Below are 21,375 nucleotides of genomic sequence, written 5' to 3' on the forward strand. Positions count from 1 at the left end.
ATGAACGTACCCCCTTACCGATTATCTGGGTAAGGGGGTTTATTGTTTCAGGATTACATTTCAACCATTAAGATGATATGAAGGGTACCTACGACTTCCAATGAAATGGGCAAATTGACTGCTTCATTAAACCCATACATTTTGGTATTGCCCACAATGACGGTGGGAGGTGTAATATCCATAATTGTATTCTCCATTTCTAAGGAGGTGGCGATATTGCCCAGCAAGCATGTTGCCGAGTCCTGCTGCGAAAGATTCAAGCATTTCACCTTCTATTGGAATGCCAAACATGCCTTCACCTATTTTACTCATGCATCCGTTTGTTCCTTCAATGATTATTCTTCCGCGGATATCCCCTGATATCCCAATAAGCACGCTAATGGATTCCTGTTTGAAAGGCTGCCTGATTAGGGACGGCTTTTGAATGTCTATAGTTAAAAGGAATAACGGACTTAACAGCAAGGATGGATCCATTTAACACTTTTGTAATTACAGTGTTGATTTCCATTTTCATTCCTCCGATTGTATGGTTATGTGTTCTACTTTAATAATTTTATAGGTTCTTTTACCTGTATTTTTTAGAAAAAAATAAAAAAATACAATGAAACATCAATAAATATAACCATTAAGCCGTAAAGCATAAATGACATCTCGGTGGGTATATTAACCATATCATGAATAATAAGGGGTGGGATCATGCCATATTTATTATCTGCATCACATATAAAGCTACCATATTTACTTTCACAGGAAAAAATCATGGAATTTTCGAGAGAAATCTTTGGACCCTCGTATAAGAATATAGAACGGTTACTAAAGGCCTTTAAAAATGGACAAGTGGAAAATCGATATTTTTCAAATGATCTTGATTGGTTTAAAGAGGATCATACTTTTTCCGATCGGAATGATTTATACATCAAACAGGCAGTCAAGTTTGGGAAAGAGGCTATAGAAAAATGTTTAGCCAACACAGAATTTTTAAAAGAAGAACTGCATGCAAACGACCTGGATGCTTTCTTTTTCATCTCAAGTACGGGTATCGCTACCCCGACCATCGATGCCAGGATAATGAATGAGCTTTCATTTAACCCGCATGCAAAAAGAATCCCGATTTGGGGACTTGGCTGTGCAGGGGGAGCGAGTGGCCTATCACGTGCTTTTGAATATTGCCAAGCATATCCGGCGGCGAAGGTCATTGTTTTAAGTGTGGAGTTATGCAGTCTGACATTTCAAAGGAATGATATCTCCAAAAGTAATTTAATTGGAACTTCCTTATTTTCTGATGGAGTGAGCTGTGTTTTGGTTTGCGGTGATGAAGTACCGGATGAACAGTTTTCAAGAAAAGGAAGCCATTTGAAATTTTTGGATTCGCAATCCACGCTTATGCCGAATTCATTGGATGTAATGGGGTGGGATGTTAAAGACCAAGGGTTATACGTGATCTTTTCGAAAGATATACCTTCAATCATCAAAGATTGGCTTAAACCGAATGTTCAGGAATTCTTAATGGAGAATGGATTGGAGCTTGGGGATATCAAAGATTTCATTGCTCATCCTGGAGGGAAAAAAGTAATTGATGCTTATCACGAAGCCCTGGGATTCGATGAAAGCATGACGGGAGAATCAATGAGTGTATTGAAGGAATTTGGCAATATGTCCTCAGCCACTATTTTGTACGTCCTGGAGAGATTCATGCAGCGTGGCGGGAATAAAGATGAAGTCGGCTTGGCTGCTGCATTGGGGCCTGGATTTTCATCTGAACTTGTGTTAATGAGGTGGAAATGATGATCTTCGCCATTTTCATAATCTTGATTGCCATTCAACGCCTCGTTGAACTATATATTGCCAAGCAAAATGAAAAACAGCTGAAAGTTGCAGGAGCTGTAGAATACGGTGAGTCTCATTACAGATGGATGGTTCTAATGCACCTTAGTTTTTTTATTGTTCTCATTATTGAGGTGGTCGTGTATGAACGGGATGTGGCTGGAGTTTGGCCAATTTGGCTGATCTTGTTTCTAATTGCGCAGTCGGGAAGGATTTGGGTAATCAGTTCATTGGGAAAACATTGGAATACAAAAATCATCGTGGTTCCTAATGCCGAAGTAGTCATTAAAGGACCTTATAAATATTTCAAACATCCGAACTATATAATAGTAGCAACTGAGATTATAGTTATTTCCTTATTATTCAATGCATATTATACTGCAATCATCTTTAGTTTACTGAACGTTTGGATGATGGCTGTAAGAATCCCCCTAGAAGAGAAGGCATTAAAGGAACATACGGAATATTCTGCGGTTTTTAAGGGAAAATAATAAAAATTATAAATTCTTATTGAAAATGATTATCGTTCGTGATAAGATTCTAAATGAAGATGAAAATTATTCTCAATCACATATCGATAAATTTATTATTAAAAACTAAAAGCTACTCAATATATAAGAGGATGGTGTTGGTAATGGTCTGGGTATTCATTTTATTGACAATCGCTACATATGGTTTTGTGATGAAATATGTATTAAATAATATTCAAAAACCGGCAAAGGCAGTAAAACCTTATACCGAGTCAACAATGGAAAACCGAGCTGCATTTAACCCCACCCCTACAACCAGGTAAACACCTGGTTTTTTTTTGCATTCACGACGATTATATAATCAAACTAGATGAATCCGCCAAACGGCGGTTTTTTTTGAACACGGCCTGTAATGAATCATATAGTAAAACTAAAGCTGATGGTATGAATAATAAACGAAATCGTTTACAATAAGAGTATCAAAATGACGATAGTTAAGGGGTATGGATTCATGATTCAAGAAACATTAAAGCAACAGTCCAAATTGGGGATTTTGACTGCCATGTATGAGAAATTCCAATCGGCAGGAGATACAGGCAATGCCGGTAAAATGAAACAGTTAATCATGAAAGTGAATGATGAGGAGTTCATCATTGCTTTTTGCGGCCATTTTTCAGCGGGCAAGTCAAGTATGATCAACTTTCTCCTCGGTGATCAAGTATTGCCATCAAGTCCGATTCCAACGAGTGCAAATACGGTAAAAGTCCAAAAAGGGGAAGACTATGCCAAAGTCTTTTACCATCAACAGCCACCAGTCTTATTTCCGGCACCTTATGATTTTAAAGAGGTTAAGAAATTTGCCAAGGATGGTGATTCAGTATCGGCAATAACGATAAGTTCCAATCATTTTTCACTGCCGGATTCATGTGCAATCATGGATACGCCAGGAATCGATTCGACAGACGATGCACATAGAGTTTCTACGGAATCTGCCTTGCATCTAGCTGATGTCGTATTCTATGTTATGGATTATAATCACGTCCAGTCAGAAGTGAATTTCCTATTCACAAAAGAATTGTTGGAGGCTGAAAAGCCGACATACTTAATTATCAATATGATCGATAAGCATGATGAGGCCGAGCTTAGCTTTCAAGACTTCAAGCTTTCCGTTTCTGAAGCATTTGCGAACTGGAATGTATATCCTGATGGCATTTTTTATACATCTGTAAGAGATTTGAACAATAGCGAAAATGAAATAGAAGTGGTCCGGCAGTTTATCTATGAAATGGCGGGCAAAGGTCAAAATGATGGGAAAGATGCCATCATGCAATCGGCTAAAGCCCTAGTCGAAAGGCATCTTATTTGGCTGAAGGACCAATATGAAGAGGCACATGCCGATGATTTTGAAGTATTATCGGAACTTCCTCATGAAGAGCGAATTCACCTGACGAATCAAGTGGACAGCCTAATAAAAGAAAAAAATTCATTGACTGGACGTATAGAGGACATCAAAGTCCAATATGCTGAAGCATTGGAAACAATTTTGAAAAGTGCGTACATCATGCCCGCGGCTACACGGGACCTAGGTAAATCATTCTTGGAATCGGCTCAGCCTGACTTTAAAATGGGTCTATTATTTGCCAAGAAAAAAACGGAGGCAGAACGTGGGGAACGCATCAAAGCATTCTTGACGGATTTACAAGAAAAGGTAAAGACCCAGCTTGAATGGCATCTTAAAGAATTAGCGGCTAAAACGCTTAATAAAGCGGAAATCCATGATTCAACACTTGAAAGTAAAGCTCAGGCACTTCAAATCGAGGTTACGGAAGCTTACATAAAAAACTCTTTAAAGCCTCAAGTCGATATTACAGGTGAATACGTTTTAAACTATACGAATGATTTGGCCGCAGCCATCAAAAAGAAAGCACGTGATGTATCAGAAGGATTTTTGAATGGTATGGTTGCCGTAATGGAAGGAATAGTGGAACAGCAGTCTATTTCCATTGATAAAGAGCTTGAAGGTTTTTCTGAATTTGCGGAAGCCCTTAAAGTTACTGCGGCGATGAACGCGGAAATCGAGTACCAAACGGAACGTTTAGAGGCCATAACCAATCAATCTGAATCATTGGTCGATGAACGTGATATTGATACGCTTTTAACTCAATGGGAAGAGGAAGAAAAAAATATTACAGTCAAAATCATGAAAACCGATAAAGGAAGTAATTCAAAGCACGTCAACGAACAACCTGAACAAGATCATGATAAAGAAAATAAGGCCGTACCTTCTGTGGCTGTTTCTTCATCTGGTGCTTTTGATTTACGTGGAAAAGAAAAGCTAATGGAGACAGCAGCCGGTTTACATCAGGCGGCCAAGCTGATACAACCTTTGAAAGGGTTTCAATCACTTTATAAAGAATTGACGGATAAGGCGAATCGCTTGGAACAGCAGACTTTCACGGTTGCCCTCTTCGGTGCATTCAGTGCAGGCAAATCTTCCTTTGCCAATGCGTTGATGGGAGAAAGTGTCCTTCCTGTTTCACCTAATCCGACAACTGCTGCAATCAATAAAATCATGGCTTCAGACGCTGAGCATCCACATGGGACGGCAACCGTCAAATTAAAGACGGAAGCGATGCTGTTGGAAGATGTAAGCTTGGCTTTGGCAGCTTTTGATAAATCGGCCAAGACTCTGGATGAAGCACTTCAGCTAGCAGGGCAAATCATTGCGAAGGCGGGGGAAGTTGATAAAGGGAAAACGCATTTATCCTTCCTTAGGGCGTTTCATCAAGGACTGTCCGAGCACCAAAATGATTTAGGAAATGTGGTTACGGTAGATCTTGAAGGGTTTAAACGTTTTGCTGCGGAAGAGTCCAAGTCATGTCTTGTTGATTTGATTGAATTGCGATATGACTGTGAAATGACAAAGCAGGGGATGGTCCTTGTTGACACTCCTGGGGCGGATTCGATTAATGCCCGACATACTGGAGCAGCTTTCGAATATATTAAGAATTCGGACGCCATCCTTTTTGTGACCTATTATAATCACCCATTTTCACGGGCAGATAGGGAGTTCTTGATACAACTTGGACGTGTGAAAGATTCTTTCGCCATGGATAAGATGTTCTTCATTGTCAATGCCGTCGATCTTGCACAAACCACTGACGAATTAGACGAAGTGAAGGATTATGTCACAGATCAATTGAATGGATTCGGAATCCGTTTTCCAAAACTATTCCCGCTAACGAGCAAGGGTGCTTTGATGGAAAAACAAATGCCTGGTTCCTTTAAGCATTCGTTCCTTCCGAATAGCGGTATTTCGGAATTCCAAGACCAATTCGATTCTTTCATCGAAAACGATTTAACTGGACTTGCAATTGAATCCGCTCAAGCGGCTGTAAAAAGAACGGAAGAATTGCTACGGGATGTAATTACAGCTTCCAGGCAGGATGAAAAAGCGAAACGAAAAGCCCTGGAGTCCCTTTCAGATGAGGCTCAGTCCATTTCGGAACTTCTCTCGGTCATTAAAGGGGATGCAGAAAAGCAACGTTTGAAAAAAGAAATCGATGAACTGACTTTCTATAGTAAACAACGGGTCTTTTTCCGGTTTAATGATTTCTTCAAAGAATCGTTCAACCCTGCTGTTTTAAAGGATGATGGAGGGGATCTGAAAATTGTCCTCAAGCAAGCAATGAAGAACTTATTGGATGCGTTAGGCTTTGACCTTGCCCAGGAAATGCGGGCAACGGCTTTAAGGACGGAAATGTTCGTAAATAAATTGCTGAATGAGAAACAAGGCAGTTTGCTTCAGCAAATTCAAAAAGTAAGAAAAAACCTTTCATTACAGCCATATGAACCTAATGAGAGGGAGTCGCTTGAGTTCACAGGAGCTTTTGTCCAAATGGATACTGGCGAATTCAAAAAGGAATTGGCGTTATTTAAAAATCCCAAATCCTTCTTTGAAAAAAACGAGAAATTGAAAATGAGCGAAGGGCTTCAGAAGCGTTTGGATGAACCTGCCCTTATGTATGTAAAAGGACAGGGTGAGCGGATTTTCGAAATGTATAATGAAGTCCTCGACCAAGAGTTACTCTCGATTCAAAAAGAGTTTAAGAGGGAAATATCGGATATCTTTGCAGGTTTACGTGCAGCATTGGAGGAAACGGTCGATCTACCGTATTATGAAAATGCAGTTGCGGAATTGGCAAAAATGCATTCAAAATAGAAACGAGGTTCATTCATGAAAGAAAACCTTATTTCAAAATTGAAATACCTAGAAAAGAATGAGAATATGACCATTTTAATGGCTGCTGTTACAGGCAGCCATTCTTTTGGTTTATCTTCCGCCCATTCGGATATCGATGTTCGGTTTATATATGTTCATAATGATAAGCGAACATACCTCAGCTTGAGTCAGCCCGTTGAAGTGATTCATTTGAAACAAGGTCTATATGATATGGAAGGCTGGGATCTTTTTAAATCATCCCGTCTTACGGTAAAGAGTAATCCTGCTCTATTTGAATTATTTCAGTCGCCAATCCAGCTGGTTACACATCCGGATTATTTTAGGAAGATGAATGATTTGATAACGGATAGCTATTCCAAAAAGACACTAGGACACCATTACTATCGGATGATGACAGAAAATCTTCAACAATTGGCAAAACCAATGGAATCCGAAAGAAAAGAACTAAAAACATGGGTACAAGTTTACCGTTCATATTTAATCCTGGTATATATCATCCAACAGGGTTCACTGCCACCTTTATCAGTATGGGAACTGCTTGATGTGGTTTCAATCGATCAAGAAATGAAAACCAGGATGACCCGAATATTTAAGGCAAAACAAAAGGAAGAATGTATGAACATCAATGAAAGCGAAAAGAATCTTTCGTTATTAAAAGGGAAATCACTTTTTTTAAAGAATGAAATAACTAAGCTTCCTCCCGGGAAGAACATGGAAACGGAGCTTAATCAATTAATTTGGACCATTTTGAAATAGGGGGTTATGCAGATGGGTTATATAATGGAAAAAGAAGAGCTGTTGCCGTTGTTGGATTCTAGTGATATCAGGATCTGTGACTGCCGCTTTCGTCTAGGCTCTCCTGATGCAGGGTTTAATGAATACCAAAAAGACCATATTTCCGGTGCTGTTTATTTCGATCTTGAAAAGGACTTATCGGGGCAGGTTCAAGAACATGGCGGAAGACATCCTCTTCCTGACCTGGAAACGTTTAAAAACAAACTGGAATCAAATGGCATCACCAATGATACGGTACTTGTTGCTTATGATGGGGGAGAAGGTTCTTTTGCTTCAAGGTTTGTCTGGTTGCTGAGCTATCTTGGGCATCAGAAAGTCCATGTTCTTAACGGGGGATATCGCGCCTGGAAGGATGCGGGCTACCCGATTGACTCGAATCAAACGAATTATATTCAAACACAATATCAAATCGATTTAAATCAAACCGTTTTTGCATCTTTTCAAAAAGTGAAGGATTATACTATGAATAGGGTTGACGATGTCGTATTAATGGATTCAAGGGAATCTAAACGGTACGAGGGAATCGAGGAGCCGATTGATAAAAAAGCCGGCCATATACCTGGTGCAGTAAATAAGGTGTGGTCGAACGTCCTGGAAAATGGCTATTATAAAAAAAAGGAAGATCTTCAGGCGAATTTCTCAAGTATCGGCATGGATAAGGAAATCATTGTGTACTGTGGTTCAGGTGTAACGGCTTCTCCCAATTATATCGCCCTGAAAGAAGCGGGCTATAAAGATGTGAAGATATATATTGGCAGTTTCAGTGACTGGATCTCTTATGATGAAAATCCGATTGAATAATATTTTTTCCAATTAAACGATCCTTAAAAAAGAGGACAGTTATGTTAAAATGGATGTACATCATGATAGAGGTGATAATGTGTTAATGAAAGAAAATGAACAACATCCATCATTTATGCTTGTTGACGGGATGGCGTTATTATTTAGAGCTTTTTATGCAACGGCCGTTACTGGTCAATTCATGATAAACTCAAAAGGCATTCCAACTAATGCCGTTCAAGGTTTTTTGAAGCATATGCTGACGGCAGTGAATCATTTTTCACCTAGTCATGTAGCGGTGTGCTGGGATATGGGTAGCAAGACTTTCAGAAATGAATTATTTGATGGATACAAGGCTAATCGTTCAGAAGCTCCAGTCGAAATGATCCCTCAATTCGACCTAGCGAAAAAAGCGGTTGAAGCGTTTGATATTCCTAACATAGGGCTCTCAGGATATGAAGCGGATGACTGTATCGGGACAATTGCGAAGGCATCTGCACAACATAGCCGAGTGGGTATATTGACAGGCGATCAAGATATGCTCCAGTTAATTGAAGAAAACATTTCCGTTCTTTTGTTAAAAAAAGGATATGGGAACTATGAAGTGCATAATCCCGATAGCTTTTTTGAATGGAAAGGGATCACTCCAAGACAAATGATTGATTTAAAAGCTTTAATGGGCGATACAGCTGATAACTATCCCGGAGTTAAGGGGATAGGGGAGAAGACTGCATTGAAATTATTGATTCAGTATCAAAGTATCGAAGGGATTCTTGAAAATGTTGCTTCATTGACCAACGGACAACGGGCTAAGATTGAATCAGCCGTCGATATGCTCCATTTATCCAGACAGCTAGCAGAAATAAAATGTGATGTACCAATTTCATGTTCTTTGGATGATGCTGTCTATCGGTATGATCGCGAGAAGGTCAAAAATCTGGCTAGGGATCATGAATTCAGGGCTTTACTGAAAATGATTTAATAATGAAACTTTTCGGAGCTCTCCAATGGGAGCTCCTTTAATTTGCAGGGTGAATTTTTTGTCGAAAAATGGATAGTCAAAATCTTTGATTTACGGTAAGATGAAAATAAGGCATGTAGTATGGAGTGGATGCAGAAGTGGCGAAATCAACTGAAGAGTATGTTAGTTTTTTAGAGGGTAAGGGATTCACTTTTGGTAATGACGCTATAGGTTTTATTTATTTTGGTAAGCGCTACACTGACGCAAGTGATATTTTAGTCAATGCAGCAATAGAATTGACTTTGAAGGTTCAAAAGAACTTTGATGGTAGTTTCTATATTTCCTTTTTGGAAAACTTAAAACAAAATGGCATTGAAACGCGTAGTGCAGCGGTATCGTTTGCTAAAGAACAGGGCCTGCTTAAATAAATCGGACTTCTTAACTTTGAAGTCCGATTTATTTTATTTGGTTTTTCAGGTAAACTCCTGTGTGACCGGTTTCTTTTTCTTCGCAGGCAGCTCAGCAAGTACCATCCCCATGAAAATGAAGACACAGCCGATGATGGAAGCGGAAGTCAATTTTTCCCCTATCAATATGTATGAGGATAACGCAGCAAAAACCGGTTCCATTGAAAAGATCAACGCGACTCTTGTAGGTGTCGTATAGGCTTGGAAGTAGGTTTGGGCGAAAAAGGCGAACGCCGTGGCAAGTGCTGCCGTAACCAATAAAGCAGTCCATACGTCTTTTTGTAACATGACCTCTGAGCTGAAGATGACAGAATGATTCTCTTTGAAAATTAAGGCTGAAACAAAGGATAAGAAAGATACGGTGGAAACCTGAATCAGCGTCAACGGTAAAGCGGGATGGGTTTTGGCATATCTGGCGGTCGTAATAATCTGCATGGCGAAACTTATTGCGCATAAAAATACGAGTAAATCACCGATATTCAAATTGGAGCGGTCCGCGAAAGTCATTAAATAAAGCCCCACGGTTGCAGCTGCCACACCTATGATCGTATTGCGGGAAAGCCTATGTTTCAAAAGTAACAGAGAAAAAACAGGTACCATGACGACACTTAGGCCTGTTATGAAGCCCGTCTTCGCAGGAGTTGTATGATTCAATCCAATCGTTTGAAGACCATACCCAAGAAAAAGCCAAACCCCAATATGAAACCCTGCTCTAAAAAGGCCTTTATTCCATGTTTTCCCTCTTTTGCGTAAAGTCGATATATAAGGGATGAGTAAGAAAAACAAGGCCATGAAAAAACGGACGGCATTAAACGTGAAGGGATCAAGAAACGATAGGGCATTTTGAACCATGACAAAAGTGACACCCCAGATGAATACAACGAATAATAATGAAAAATCAGCTGTCTTGTTCATGAATTTCCTCAGCCTTATTCAATCGAATGGCACGTCTCGCCAATACATCCGCTGACTTGTTTTCGAGACTTGGAATCCATTTCATGAAAAATAATTCAAGCTCGGCGGAAAGTTTAAGCGCTCGTTCCAGCAATATGGCGTATTTATTTTTTGCAAATCTTTTTTCAATGGCCTGGTTGATGGCTTGGGAGTCAGTCCGAAAAGAAACGATTTGATAATTATTGGCTACACAAATTTCCAACGCTTTGATTAAAGCATGGTACTCCGCTTCATGGTTTTCCATATTTCCAAGCGGAATGGAGTGCCGCTCGACCACACCATTATTATTTATGAAAACACCTGCCCCGCTCGGCCCTGGATTGCCCGCACTGGCACCATCAATATACACTTCGATCAAGATGTGCTCCTCCTCGAGATTAAGCTGTTAATATGCTATGATTAAAAACTGTTTCATATAAAATTAAGATTGAAACATGAGAATTTCAGGCTGATATGGGAACTATAATGAAAAGAGTGATTCTATTGCTTACATTATATTATAAATGGTGGGACGAGAAAAAGGTATGAAAATTGTAAGCTGTTCTGCATGAATAGTGAATTGATAAGGAGCTGGAAATCTTTGAAGGTAATTATGCAATGGACATATCATGCTTCAAAAAAACCATCTGCCGATTTCGTTTCGGATTGGCTTGATGCCGGGACTGCACTAGTCATTACAGAGGATCTTGAAAAGGCGGGAAGGCTGAAAGAAGTGGAATTCAAGGATGAATTCGATACAGCATGGACAAAGAAGGAGCTAAAGAAACTCCTTACTGAAGTTGAAGAAGAGCCGCAGGATGTAACGGTTTTTTTTGATGGCGGTTTTCAAAAAGATGAAAAGATGGCAGGAATCGGTGTTGCAATTTATTTTCGTCAAGGTAAGAAGTTCTGGCGTTTACGCACTAATGTAAAATTGGAGCAATTCGAATCCAATAATGAAGCGGAATATGCAGCATTTCATGAAGCGGTAAGGCAGATGGACGAACTTGGAATCCATCACCAAAGCTGTGTATTTAAAGGGGATTCTCTAGTTGTCTTAAATCAACTTTCCGGTGAATGGCCCTGTATGGAAGAAAACTTGAATAAATGGCTGGACCGCATTGAAGCGAAAATGGATAAGTTAAAGATCATTCCGGTCTACATGCCTATTTCACGAAAAGAAAACCAGGAAGCCGATCGCCTGGCAACACTTGCTCTTCAGGGAAAAGCCATTTTCAGCAAAATAGAAGTTGCTGGGTCAAAGGAGCCATAACAACAATGAACAGGAAAAAAATATATGAAGAAGTGGAAGATGTTCTCGCTTCGTTTTGCCAAGATTGTTTTTTACGAAAGCATTTTCGAAAAGAGAAGGGGCGTTCTTATGCCCATCAGTTCTGTATATCAGAATGTACAGTCGGTGAAAAATTAAAACAGCTAGGCAATGAACTTAGTGGCCGTTCGTAAGTACTGAAAATTGCTTTGATTATGAAACAGGGTCATGAAGGATAGGGTATTATAGGTGAAAATTAGAGAAAAGTGTGAGAGCATTGAAAAAAGAAAAGGGAAGCTGTATGGTCAGAAAATCGAGTACAACCTAAAGTGACAATTCATGAAAGAATCAACGAAGCTTCGCATCAAATAAAAAACATCTTTCAAGATATACGTAAAGCAGGAAAGATACAGCTTGAAAAGGTTGAAGTGATTAAAGCGGAAGTTGCACCTGTCATTGCAGAAGCGGCAAAGATTCCTCATATTTATTACCTTTTTGAAGAAATGCAGCAAGCAAATAAAGAGTCATTATGATCCATCCATACGATCCGCTTAAAGTTTTATTGAAAACCAATACAGGGATCATTGATTTGCGAATGGAAAAGGGATGGAAGATTGAACGGATCATCAGTTAATGAAAGAAGAGCCCGATTATAAAAAATCGGGCTCTTCTTCATTTTGCTTTACCGAATCGAAATATGCTTTGAGCATCACTTTATTTTCGATGAAGTCTGCAATCGTATATTGATCAAGGACCTGTAGAAAAGCATCCAAGGCATTATTAAGGACAAATTTCAAAGAACAAACGGGAGAAATCACACAGTTATCGTGATCTTTAAAACATTCCACTAGATAAAAATCCTCTTCGGTTTTCCGCACCAGTTCCCCTACATTTATTTCAGCGGGGGATTTTGCTAGACGGAAACCGCCATTTCTTCCACGTATCGTCTCAATATAGCCTAATTTACCTAGATTATGAACAATCTTCATCAAATGATTTTTAGACAGTTGATAAACTTCAGAAATTTCTTTTATATTTGATAATTTGCTTTGGTCGTGGGAAGCCAGGTAAATCAACACTCTAAGTGAGTAATCGGAATAACTCGTCAACCTCATGTTTATCGCCTCACATTCTATCCCCATTTGACTATATCATAAATGTGAACATTTTATAAACATGAAAACTTATTCTCTGAAAAGATGCATTAAAAATATTGCTTTTAATGGATTTAAGTTCTAATATAAACATGTATTTAAAATACTTGTTTATGAAGAGGAGTTTTCGTATGCTATCCCAAAAAACAATCGATATCATCAAATCAACCGTACCTGTTTTAGAAGTGCATGGTACAACTATAACAACTGTATTCTATAAAAATCTTTTCGAAGCACATCCTGAATTATTAAATGTCTTTAATCACGCCAATCAAAAAAAAGGGCGCCAGCAAAATGCACTTGCCAACACGGTTTTGGCAGCAGCTAAATATATAGATAAACTTGAAACGATTTTACCTGCCGTGAAGCAAATAGCACAAAAACACAGAAGTCTCGCAGTTAAAGCCGAGCATTATCCGATTGTTGGAGAACACCTATTAGGTGCAATCAAGGAAGTTTTACAAGAGTCGGCTACAGAAGAAATCCTCCAAGCTTGGGGAGAGGCCTATGGAGTCATTGCCGATGTTTTCATTAGCATCGAAAAGGAAATGTACGACCAAGCTTCCAATCAGGTAGGGGGATGGTCAGATTTCAAACCATTCACTGTGGTGGAAAAAGTCCGCGAAAGTGATGTAATCACTTCCTTTTATTTAAAGCCATCAAATGGCGATGAGGTTCCATCTTTTCTTCCTGGACAATATATTACCGTTCGTATCGAGATACCGGGTGAACGCTATTTATTCAACCGTCAGTATAGTTTGTCTGATGTTCCGGGGAAAGATTACTTCCGGATTTCCGTCAAAAAAGAAAAGCCGGGAATCTCTCCTGATGGAAGGGTCTCGAACTACTTGCATGAATCCATTCAGATGGGTGACAGTATAGACGTAACGGCTCCTGCAGGGGATTTCACCATCGACTTGGAAAAACGAACACCTGCAGTATTTCTGAGCGGAGGCGTTGGTATAACACCCTTCATGAGCATGGTCCATGCGGTGGCTGAACAAAAGCCTGAGCGTGATGTCCAGTTCATTCATGCATCAGGTAATGGAAATTTACAGCCGTTTAGAGAGGAATTGACAGAGCTGACGCACAAGCTTGCCAGCTATCATTTATCCTTCGTCTTTAAAAATCCGAGTGAGGAGGATAAGAACCTGCCGAATTTTGAGAAGGAAGGGTATATCGATAAGGAATTGTTGAGCCGTCATGTAAAACCTGATGCTGATTATTATGTGTGTGGTCCTGTTCCTTTCATGAAGGCCATTATCACTTACCTGAAAGAGTTGGGGGTAAATCCCGATAAAATACACTATGAGTTCTTCGGCCCAGCCATGGCGTTATAAGGTACAGGTTCATTCATAGTTGGAATGTTATTGACATCAAGAAGATAATTTTGCATACTATATTAAAACAATGAACGTTGAGAGAAGATTAGTATGCGAGAATCACTGTGACAGAGAGCGGCGTCAATTGCTGGAAGACCCGCGACAGGAAAGCGCAGAACCTGCTTCTTGAGTCCTATGCAAAACATAGGCGCAAATCCTGGCGTTATCAGGCAAAGTGGAATGCATGAACTTGCATTCAATGAAGGTGGTACCACGGAGAGCAGCCCTTTTCGTCCTTATTTCGAGGATGAAAAGGGCTTTTTTTCATGTCTAAGATATTTATTGGAGGAAAAAATCGATGGAAAAGAAACGCATCGTAGTAAAGATAGGAAGTAGTTCTTTAACCAACACACAAGGTGAAATCGACCAAAAAAAATTTTCCGATCATATCCAGGCAGTTGCAGCATTAAGGAAAGCGGGACATGAAGTTGTCCTTGTTTCATCAGGTGCCGTAGCGACAGGTTTCCGCAAGCTCGGTTATCCTACGAGACCTGTCACTCTTAAAGGAAAACAAGCTGCTGCAGCTGTAGGGCAAAGCCTATTGATTCAATCATATATGGAACAATTAGGTCGATTCGGGATAGTTCCGGCGCAAATATTATTAACACGGAAAGATTTCTCGAAAAAAGATAGATATAAAAATGCATATGCGACATTGATGGAATTGCTTGAACGCGGCATCCTTCCGATTATAAATGAAAATGATACAGTATCAGTCGAGGAGTTGACTTTCGGTGATAACGATATGCTATCCGCCTTAGTAAGCGGATTAGTCCATGCCAGCAACCTGATCATATTAACGGACATTAATGGGCTCTATGATTCCAATCCACAGACAAATCCAGGGGCGAAACGATTTGAAAAGCTTTCCGAAGTAACGGCGGATTTATTGCAAATGGCAGAAGGTGCGGGGTCTAATGTTGGAACCGGTGGAATGAAATCAAAGTTGATAGCAGCCCAAACTGCATTGTCTCTTGGGGTGAAAGTATTCATCGGATCTGGTGTGGGGAGTGAAAAACTTCTGACAATCCTAGAAGGCAACGGTGATGGCACATATATTGGGAATGATGTCATGACGACGGTAACGAAAAACAAACAGTGGATATCGCTTCATTCAAAAGTATCCGGAAAAATTTTCGTTGATGAAGGTGCCGAAAAGGCTTTAGTTTCAAATGGCAGCAGTCTGCTGCCAGCTGGAATTTATGAAATTAAAGGAGTTTTCAATAAGGGCGATGTCGTCGAAGTCTTTGGTACAAAAGGATTATTGGGGCGGGGTGAGGTCCTTTATTCCGACGAAGAGTTAAAACAGGCGATGGGCAAGCGGACAACCGAGCTTGTGATCACTTCCATCGAAGTGATCCATCGTGATAAATGGGTAAAGGCATAGGTTATCGATATTAGCGAAGGAAAAGGGGGCATTTGAAAATGAGTGAAGTGACTGCGAAAGGTAAGGCAGCCAAAAAAGCCAGTTATCAGCTAATTGGATTAACAACGGATAAGAAGAATGAGGCACTTGGGAAAATTGCTAAGCAACTTGTTATCGATAAAGATCGTCTGATAAAAGAAAACCAAAAGGATCTGGAAGAAGGCAGAAAAAAAGGCTTCAGTGAGTCTACTTTAGATCGAATCATGTTAAATGTTAACCGTATTGATGACATGGCAGCGGCAATTAGACTTTTAATCGATTTAAAGGATCCTATTGGAGAGAAATTGGAGACTATCGAAAAAGAAAATGGGTTATTGATTAAAAAGTTAAGAGTGCCGATCGGTGTAATCGGAATGATTTATGAAGCCAGGCCTAATGTGACCATCGATGCAGCTACACTATCCTTGAAAACGGGGAATGCGGTCCTCTTAAGAGGTAGTTCGTCAGCCAAATACTCCAATATGGCACTAGTCTCTTCCATCCATAAAGCTTTAGAGAATACGGAGATTCCTATGGAAGCAGTTCAGTTAATCGAGGATACGAGCCGTGAAACCGCTAAAGAACTATTTCATCTTAATGAGTATTTAGATGTTTTGATTCCTCGCGGCGGAAAGAATTTAATAGAAACGGTCATTAAGGAGTCCACTGTTCCCGTCCTTGAAACAGGAGCAGGTAATTGCCATATATTCATCGATCAGACAGCAGAGATCACGATGGTCGAGAAAATTGTCTTAAACGGTAAAACACAGCGCCCTTCCGTATGCAATGCAATTGAGAGCCTTCTTATTCACGAAAAATGGTTTGAAGAAAATGGTAAGCGGATTTTGGCAATCCTAGACGAAAAAGGTATCGAAGTATACGGAGACGAAGCGGTTTGCAGCGCTTTTCCGGGAGCGAAAAAGGCTACGGAGGATGATTGGTCTACAGAGTACCTAGCATTAAAAATCAGCGTAAAAATTGTAAAAGGTGTTTCGGATGCCATTGAACACATTAATCGATACGGTACCAAGCATTCCGAAGCAATCCTGACGAGAGATGAACAAAACGCTACCGTATTTTTGAATAAAGTGGATGCGGCAGCAGTTTATCATAATGCTTCCACCCGTTTTACCGACGGTTTTGAATTTGGTTATGGCGCAGAAATCGGCATTTCCACACAAAAGCTCCATGCACGTGGACCTATGGGTTTACCGGCCTTGACATCAAGCAAGTACTTCATTTATGGCCAGGGGCAAATCCGGGAGTGAATTTCATTTTTTTCATAGAAGGTTATTGAAACTCAATTAAGGGTATTGTATAGTACATTACTTTTAAAGGAGCAGATACCATGGACAAGAGGTTTATAGCAATATATGAAAATGAAAATGAAGCGATTTCAGCAGTCGGAAATTTAAAGGAACAAGGATATACATCCGATGAAATATCAGTAGTGGCAAAAAACATTGATAAATTACCCAATGAAGCTGAGGAAGTCAGCCCGGCAAAGACTGATGGATTAGTTGCTGGGGCAGCAGCCGGCGGAGCTGTCGGGTTGACAGGCCTGCTTATTGGAATGAGTGCATTAGCCGTACCAGGAATTGGTCCAATATTGGCGGCAGGACCGATTTTTGCCACTTTTGGCGGAGCCGCAGCCGGGGCAGCATCGGGAGCAGGCGGATTGAGAAAGCCATTATTGGATATGGGACTGGAGGAAGCCGAAGTCGATCAATATATGGAGGGTATCAAGTCCGGGAAAATCCTTGTCATTGCCGATCCAGTTTTAAGTTCGTAAGTAGAACCTCCTTGAATGAACAGTTCTACGATGATTGACACTAAGCTTCCTGTCCTCCAATACTCAAAATGAAACAGATCGTGTTTATTGAAAAACCCCGTTCAGGATTTCTTGAACGGGGTTAATGTGTTTGTAGACTAATTTTATTGTCAGTAACTATAAAACCAAAAGGAATTCCACGTTTGGATGAAGAATATAAGGAATATAGTCCTATTGTCGAGAAAGGAATGAAAATTATACCAAAAAAGTGAAATTTACATGCCAGGTAATTTTTTTATGCAGCAAAGAGGGGCTAGCATTTTTAATTCAGTTTTAGATTTCATTGAATCACTAAATAATGAAAACTTTAAGAAATTTTCATACTGTTGTTAATGGTAAAAGCTTATTACAGCGATGATAAGCAGGGGAAAAATAAACATTCCAAGAAGAAAAAGGTGAGTAGGGTAATGTAAGTAAAAAGACTATAAAAAGTTTTGATGAGATAATTTGAATGTGACTCTTATTGAAGGAATAATCTGCTATCAATAACAATTCGAATACTAGGGTGTAAATTAAAAGTGAAAAGGTCGTTTATTGACGAAAAAACCCATGGTAACAGGGTTTTTTGTTTTTCAAAAAGTGATTTTAAAAATGATATATATAATTCTGAACGAAAACATTTGCTTGGCATACTTTTCCATCTCGATTAAATACATCCTGATTTGACTAGGGCTTAACTATCAGGTTACTTGAGATTATATTCAATAAACCAAAATGATTTTACGTTGGAGGTTGGTGTTTTGATAAAAATTAAACTCGTTGTTCCTCGAAAAGGGTATATTACGGATGCTTTTGAAAGGTTTGAGGAATTCAACCAGTTGGAAGAATCGGAAAACAATGATAACGGTTCAGTGAAGTTTGTTTTAGAGGAGGTAGTAGAGGATGCCGATAGGATTGGGAAGTTGAAGCTTGATGCTGATGTAATCATCTCAAGGGGATTAATCACGAAACTATTAAAAGAAAGCAATGAATCTATTCCTATCGTTGATATACCTGTACAAGGTATTGATCTCATTCGTTCCCTGTATGATTGCAAGGCACGTTTTGGCAGTAAAAAAGTGGCCGTTATAGGAGCGCTGAATATGATTTATGGCGTGGAAAACCTTTCGGATATCGTTGATTTGCCAATTCAGTCCTATATATTGAATGATATCGAGTCCTCAGTTAGTTTAGTGGATTTAGCAGCCAGAGATGGCTGTGAGGTGGTGTTAAGTGGTTTAAGTACCTGTAACTATGCTGAAGAGATAGGGTTGGGAGCCATTCTGGTTGACACTGGAAAGGAATCATTTCGGCAGGCGTTGATTGAGGCGAAAAGAGTAGCTCTTGTCAGCAGAAGGGAACAGGAGAAGACCAAGCGTTACCAAACGATTCTTAATTATGCCTATGAAGGGGTTATTGCTATAGATTTAAAACGACAAATATCTGTATTTAATACGGCGGCTCAGGAGATATTATCCATTTCCAAGGGGAGCTTAATTGGAAATTCTATATACGATATGATAAAGGACGGAAAATTTCGTAATATGCTGTTAAGTGACAATGAATACGAAAAAGATATCGTTGCTTACAAAGCCATTCAATTATCGGTAAAAAAAGTTGGGATATTTTTAAAAGGTAAAAAAGTGGGGGATATGGTCGCCTTTCAAGATGTTACACGCATTCAGGAGATGGAAGGGAAGTTCTTTAGAAAGATTCATTCACGTGGACATGTGGCTAAGTACACCTTTGATGATATATTGTACCGGAGTTCCGAAATTAAGAGGACGATTGAAACTGCTCAACATTATAGTGAAGTAGATTCAAACATTCTTATAATTGGAGAAACCGGAACGGGCAAGGAAATATTCGCCCAAAGCATACATAATCATAGCAACCGGAAAAATAACCCGTTTGTAGCCATTAATTGCGCTGCGCTTCCCGAAAATTTATTGGAAAGTGAGTTATTCGGATATGCAGAAGGAGCTTTCACAGGGGCTATGAAAGGCGGAAAGCAAGGATATTTTGAATTGGCTCATAGAGGTACGATTTTTTTAGATGAAATAGGAGAAATCTCCCCAAAAATGCAAAGTCGGCTGCTTCGTGTCCTGCAAGAGCGAGAAATCATGCGTATCGGTGATGATAGAGTGATTCCGGTTGATGTGAGAATTGTGTCGGCAACAAACAAAGATCTCATGCAAATGGTCAAAAGTAATGACTTTCGGGAGGATCTATATTATCGCTTGAGTGTGCTGGACCTTGTCTTGCCTCCGCTTCGGGAACGTAGAGAAGATATTCCGTTATTGGTGAATGCTTTTATTCAGAAAGGCCATTCGGATCAAAAAATTAAGATTACGGATACTGCCATGAAAAAGCTGAGTGAAGAGAATTGGGAAGGGAATATTCGCCAATTGCAAAATTTTTGTGAGCGATTATGTGCTCTTTATAAAGACAAGTTAATTGATGTGTACGATATCGAAATGTATTTTCCGAATAGAAGTAAAAAGAAAATACTGTCGAAACAAGCAGAAGAACTTGATATGCCACTTGGGATACATCTATCCGAGCGTGAAAGAATAGTTCAAACGTTAAATAAGGTTAATTTTAATAAAGGAAAAGCTGCCTTGGAGTTAGGGATGAGTCGCACGACTTTATGGAGAAAGATGAAAAACTGGAGTATTGAAACAAATTGAAACGTAATGAAACTTATTAATTCATTATGAAACAATTTGTTAACTTTATTTATGTCTTAATTTGAGAACTAATTGGCTTCTTTCTTGAATAAACTGATGTTTTTTATGTTGGCACAATAATTGTATATATACAATGAGTAGGAAAGATTTTTCCTTCAAGGTTAACATGAAAGGGTGGTAATGTGAGTCATTTAGTGTATATTCCTCAAGATATAGAGAAAGAGGGGAAAAGTTATTTAGTAGAAAAAGGCTATAAGATTAAAGTAGGATCTGAACTGGCACAAGAAATCCTTATGGAAGAAATCAAGGATTGTGATGCAGTATTAACGAGATCAACGGCTGTAATAAATAAGGAAGTTATTCAAGCAGCTGAAAACCTCAAAGTAATTGCTAAGTATGGAGTTGGGTTGGACAATATCGATATCGAAGCTGCTACAGAACGGGGCATTTATGTAACAAATACGCCAGAGGCAAATGCGAATGCTGTAGCTGAACATGTAATGGCATTTATTTTATCTTTGTCCAAAAACTTGAGTGTGGCTGATAAAGAGCTGCGAAGTGGGAATTTTGCTATCCGCAATCAACTTTTTGGCATGGATTTGGAAGGCAAGACATTAGGGATTATTGGACTAGGGAGAATTGGTAGAATACTGGCAAAAAAAGCTTCAAAAGGCTTCGATATGAAAGTGATTGGCTACGACCCCTATGTTACGGACAGCACGAATTCGGAGTTAGAGATATTAACTGACTTAGAGTGGGTTTTCAGAAACTCTGATGTTATCAGTCTGCATCTGCCGTTAACGAAAACAACAAAAGGAATAATAGGAAGCCGTGAGTTTTCCTGGATGAAACCCTCATCCTATTTTGTAAACGCTTCCAGGGGAGGCGTAGTGAAGGAGAGTGATTTAGTAAATGCTTTGCAAGCGGGTGAAATTGCCGGCGCTGGAATAGATGTATTTGAAGTTGAGCCTCCTGATAATTGGAATCCCCTTTTTAAAATGGATAATGTGATTGTCAGCCCTCATAATGCGGCATTGACGAAAGAAGGTTCGATACGCATGGCTGTACATGCAGCAATGCAAGTGGACCAAGTCCTTACTGGAATGAAACCGAATTGGGCAGTAAATGAGCCCTTAACTAAAGGGGTGCCAAAGTGATGATACAAGTATAATTATCTGTTTTTTCTGAATG

General features: G+C 39.5%; 22 protein-coding genes. 17 read left to right on the plus strand and 5 right to left on the minus strand.

Annotated features, from left to right (window positions below; all coding sequences use genetic code 11):
• Positions 1–126: 126 nt before the first annotated feature.
• Positions 127–375 (minus strand): hypothetical protein, encoded by a 249-nt coding sequence (locus QUF94_RS28760; RefSeq protein ID WP_353957748.1) that lies wholly within the window; start codon positions 373–375, stop codon positions 127–129.
• Between the two features lies 1 nt (position 376).
• Positions 377–508, minus strand: a complete 132-nt coding sequence (locus tag QUF94_RS28765) for a hypothetical protein (RefSeq protein WP_353957749.1) — start codon at positions 506–508, stop codon at positions 377–379.
• 188 nt (positions 509–696) lie between these two features.
• Here QUF94_RS28765 and QUF94_RS11005 point away from each other — a divergent pair, with 188 nt between their 5' ends.
• The 8 genes from QUF94_RS11005 to QUF94_RS11040 all read left to right on the plus strand — a co-directional run bounded on the left by QUF94_RS11005 (position 697) and on the right by QUF94_RS11040 (position 9,501).
• Positions 697–1,785, plus strand: coding sequence for a type III polyketide synthase (locus tag QUF94_RS11005; RefSeq protein WP_289315884.1), 1,089 nt, complete (start codon positions 697–699; stop codon positions 1,783–1,785).
• Positions 1,785–2,315, plus strand: coding sequence for an isoprenylcysteine carboxyl methyltransferase family protein (locus QUF94_RS11010; RefSeq protein ID WP_289315885.1), 531 nt, complete (start codon positions 1,785–1,787; stop codon positions 2,313–2,315). The genes QUF94_RS11005 and QUF94_RS11010 overlap by 1 nt, the downstream gene beginning before the upstream one ends.
• Before the next feature lie 137 nt (positions 2,316–2,452).
• The gene (locus QUF94_RS11015; protein WP_289315886.1) at positions 2,453–2,617 is read left to right on the plus strand and encodes a hypothetical protein; all 165 of its coding nucleotides are present in this window, start codon (positions 2,453–2,455) and stop codon (positions 2,615–2,617) included.
• A gap of 161 nt (positions 2,618–2,778) precedes the next feature.
• Entirely contained in the window at positions 2,779–6,516 is a 3,738-nt protein-coding gene (locus QUF94_RS11020; protein WP_289315887.1) for a dynamin family protein, read from the plus strand.
• A gap of 15 nt (positions 6,517–6,531) precedes the next feature.
• Entirely contained in the window at positions 6,532–7,293 is a 762-nt protein-coding gene (locus QUF94_RS11025; protein ID WP_289315888.1) for a DNA polymerase beta superfamily protein, read from the plus strand.
• Positions 7,294–7,305: 12 nt separating this feature from the next.
• A complete protein-coding gene (locus tag QUF94_RS11030) occupies positions 7,306–8,133 on the plus strand; it encodes a sulfurtransferase (RefSeq protein WP_289315889.1) in 828 nt (275 codons plus the stop codon).
• 85 nt (positions 8,134–8,218) lie between these two features.
• Positions 8,219–9,094 carry a 5'-3' exonuclease gene (locus QUF94_RS11035; protein WP_289315890.1) on the plus strand — a complete coding sequence of 292 codons (876 nt, stop codon included), beginning with the start codon at positions 8,219–8,221 and terminating at the stop codon, positions 9,092–9,094.
• 125 nt (positions 9,095–9,219) lie between these two features.
• The gene (locus tag QUF94_RS11040) at positions 9,220–9,501 is read left to right on the plus strand and encodes a DUF6123 family protein (protein WP_228467451.1); all 282 of its coding nucleotides are present in this window, start codon (positions 9,220–9,222) and stop codon (positions 9,499–9,501) included.
• Positions 9,502–9,546: 45 nt separating this feature from the next.
• Here QUF94_RS11040 and QUF94_RS11045 read toward each other — a convergent pair whose 3' ends face one another.
• Positions 9,547–10,455 carry a DMT family transporter gene (locus tag QUF94_RS11045; RefSeq protein WP_289315891.1) on the minus strand — a complete coding sequence of 303 codons (909 nt, stop codon included), beginning with the start codon at positions 10,453–10,455 and terminating at the stop codon, positions 9,547–9,549.
• Positions 10,439–10,852: a reverse transcriptase-like protein gene (locus tag QUF94_RS11050; protein ID WP_289315892.1), complete on the minus strand. Its 414-nt coding sequence runs from the start codon at positions 10,850–10,852 to the stop codon at positions 10,439–10,441. Before QUF94_RS11050 ends, QUF94_RS11045 begins: the two co-directional genes overlap by 17 nt.
• Before the next feature lie 222 nt (positions 10,853–11,074).
• Here QUF94_RS11050 and QUF94_RS11055 point away from each other — a divergent pair, with 222 nt between their 5' ends.
• From QUF94_RS11055 to QUF94_RS11065, 3 genes are all read left to right on the plus strand, one after another.
• Positions 11,075–11,746, plus strand: a complete 672-nt coding sequence (locus QUF94_RS11055) for a reverse transcriptase-like protein (RefSeq protein ID WP_430103214.1) — start codon at positions 11,075–11,077, stop codon at positions 11,744–11,746.
• Positions 11,747–11,751: 5 nt separating this feature from the next.
• A complete protein-coding gene (locus tag QUF94_RS11060) occupies positions 11,752–11,937 on the plus strand; it encodes a zinc-finger domain-containing protein (RefSeq protein WP_289315894.1) in 186 nt (61 codons plus the stop codon).
• Between the two features lie 135 nt (positions 11,938–12,072).
• Positions 12,073–12,276: a hypothetical protein gene (locus QUF94_RS11065; RefSeq protein ID WP_289315895.1), complete on the plus strand. Its 204-nt coding sequence runs from the start codon at positions 12,073–12,075 to the stop codon at positions 12,274–12,276.
• A 117-nt stretch (positions 12,277–12,393) separates the two neighbouring features.
• On the opposite strand, the gene QUF94_RS11070 is transcribed toward QUF94_RS11065, so the two are convergent.
• Positions 12,394–12,858: an RrF2 family transcriptional regulator gene (locus tag QUF94_RS11070; RefSeq protein ID WP_289315896.1), complete on the minus strand. Its 465-nt coding sequence runs from the start codon at positions 12,856–12,858 to the stop codon at positions 12,394–12,396.
• Positions 12,859–13,028: 170 nt separating this feature from the next.
• Here QUF94_RS11070 and hmpA point away from each other — a divergent pair, with 170 nt between their 5' ends.
• From hmpA to QUF94_RS11100, 6 genes are all read left to right on the plus strand, one after another.
• Positions 13,029–14,237, plus strand: a complete 1,209-nt coding sequence (gene hmpA, locus QUF94_RS11075; protein WP_289315897.1) for an NO-inducible flavohemoprotein — start codon at positions 13,029–13,031, stop codon at positions 14,235–14,237.
• A gap of 340 nt (positions 14,238–14,577) precedes the next feature.
• The gene (proB, locus tag QUF94_RS11080) at positions 14,578–15,666 is read left to right on the plus strand and encodes a glutamate 5-kinase (RefSeq protein WP_289315898.1); all 1,089 of its coding nucleotides are present in this window, start codon (positions 14,578–14,580) and stop codon (positions 15,664–15,666) included.
• A gap of 38 nt (positions 15,667–15,704) precedes the next feature.
• On the plus strand, positions 15,705–16,952 hold the full coding sequence (locus QUF94_RS11085) for a glutamate-5-semialdehyde dehydrogenase (RefSeq protein ID WP_289315899.1): 1,248 nt from the start codon (positions 15,705–15,707) through the stop codon (positions 16,950–16,952).
• A gap of 80 nt (positions 16,953–17,032) precedes the next feature.
• Positions 17,033–17,476, plus strand: coding sequence for a general stress protein (locus QUF94_RS11090; RefSeq protein WP_289315900.1), 444 nt, complete (start codon positions 17,033–17,035; stop codon positions 17,474–17,476).
• 779 nt (positions 17,477–18,255) lie between these two features.
• A complete protein-coding gene (locus tag QUF94_RS11095; protein WP_289315901.1) occupies positions 18,256–20,184 on the plus strand; it encodes a sigma 54-interacting transcriptional regulator in 1,929 nt (642 codons plus the stop codon).
• A 182-nt stretch (positions 20,185–20,366) separates the two neighbouring features.
• The gene (locus QUF94_RS11100) at positions 20,367–21,341 is read left to right on the plus strand and encodes a hydroxyacid dehydrogenase (protein ID WP_289315902.1); all 975 of its coding nucleotides are present in this window, start codon (positions 20,367–20,369) and stop codon (positions 21,339–21,341) included.
• Positions 21,342–21,375: the final 34 nt, after the last annotated feature.

Origin of the sequence: Peribacillus sp. NJ4, assembly GCF_030348345.1 — a bacterium.
Taxonomy (GTDB): Bacteria; Bacillota; Bacilli; order Bacillales; family DSM-1321; genus Peribacillus.

Excerpts from the sequence above, each read along its gene's own strand:
- QUF94_RS11010 (WP_289315885.1), top strand. The coding sequence starts at position 1,785 with ATGATCTTCGCCATTTTCATAATCTTGATTGCCATTCAACGCCTCGTT.
- QUF94_RS11020 (WP_289315887.1), top strand. The coding sequence starts at position 2,779 with ATGACGATAGTTAAGGGGTATGGATTCATGATTCAAGAAACATTAAAG.
- QUF94_RS11090 (WP_289315900.1), top strand. The coding sequence starts at position 17,033 with ATGGACAAGAGGTTTATAGCAATATATGAAAATGAAAATGAAGCGATT.
- hmpA (WP_289315897.1), top strand. The coding sequence starts at position 13,029 with ATGCTATCCCAAAAAACAATCGATATCATCAAATCAACCGTACCTGTT.
- QUF94_RS11085 (WP_289315899.1), top strand. The coding sequence starts at position 15,705 with ATGAGTGAAGTGACTGCGAAAGGTAAGGCAGCCAAAAAAGCCAGTTAT.
- QUF94_RS28765 (WP_353957749.1), bottom strand. The coding sequence starts at position 508 with ATGGAAATCAACACTGTAATTACAAAAGTGTTAAATGGATCCATCCTT.
- QUF94_RS11035 (WP_289315890.1), top strand. The coding sequence starts at position 8,219 with ATGAAAGAAAATGAACAACATCCATCATTTATGCTTGTTGACGGGATG.
- QUF94_RS11025 (WP_289315888.1), top strand. The coding sequence starts at position 6,532 with ATGAAAGAAAACCTTATTTCAAAATTGAAATACCTAGAAAAGAATGAG.
- proB (WP_289315898.1), top strand. The coding sequence starts at position 14,578 with ATGGAAAAGAAACGCATCGTAGTAAAGATAGGAAGTAGTTCTTTAACC.
- QUF94_RS11030 (WP_289315889.1), top strand. The coding sequence starts at position 7,306 with ATGGGTTATATAATGGAAAAAGAAGAGCTGTTGCCGTTGTTGGATTCT.
- QUF94_RS11005 (WP_289315884.1), top strand. The coding sequence starts at position 697 with ATGCCATATTTATTATCTGCATCACATATAAAGCTACCATATTTACTT.
- QUF94_RS11070 (WP_289315896.1), bottom strand. The coding sequence starts at position 12,858 with ATGAGGTTGACGAGTTATTCCGATTACTCACTTAGAGTGTTGATTTAC.
- QUF94_RS11060 (WP_289315894.1), top strand. The coding sequence starts at position 11,752 with ATGAACAGGAAAAAAATATATGAAGAAGTGGAAGATGTTCTCGCTTCG.
- QUF94_RS11045 (WP_289315891.1), bottom strand. The coding sequence starts at position 10,455 with ATGAACAAGACAGCTGATTTTTCATTATTATTCGTTGTATTCATCTGG.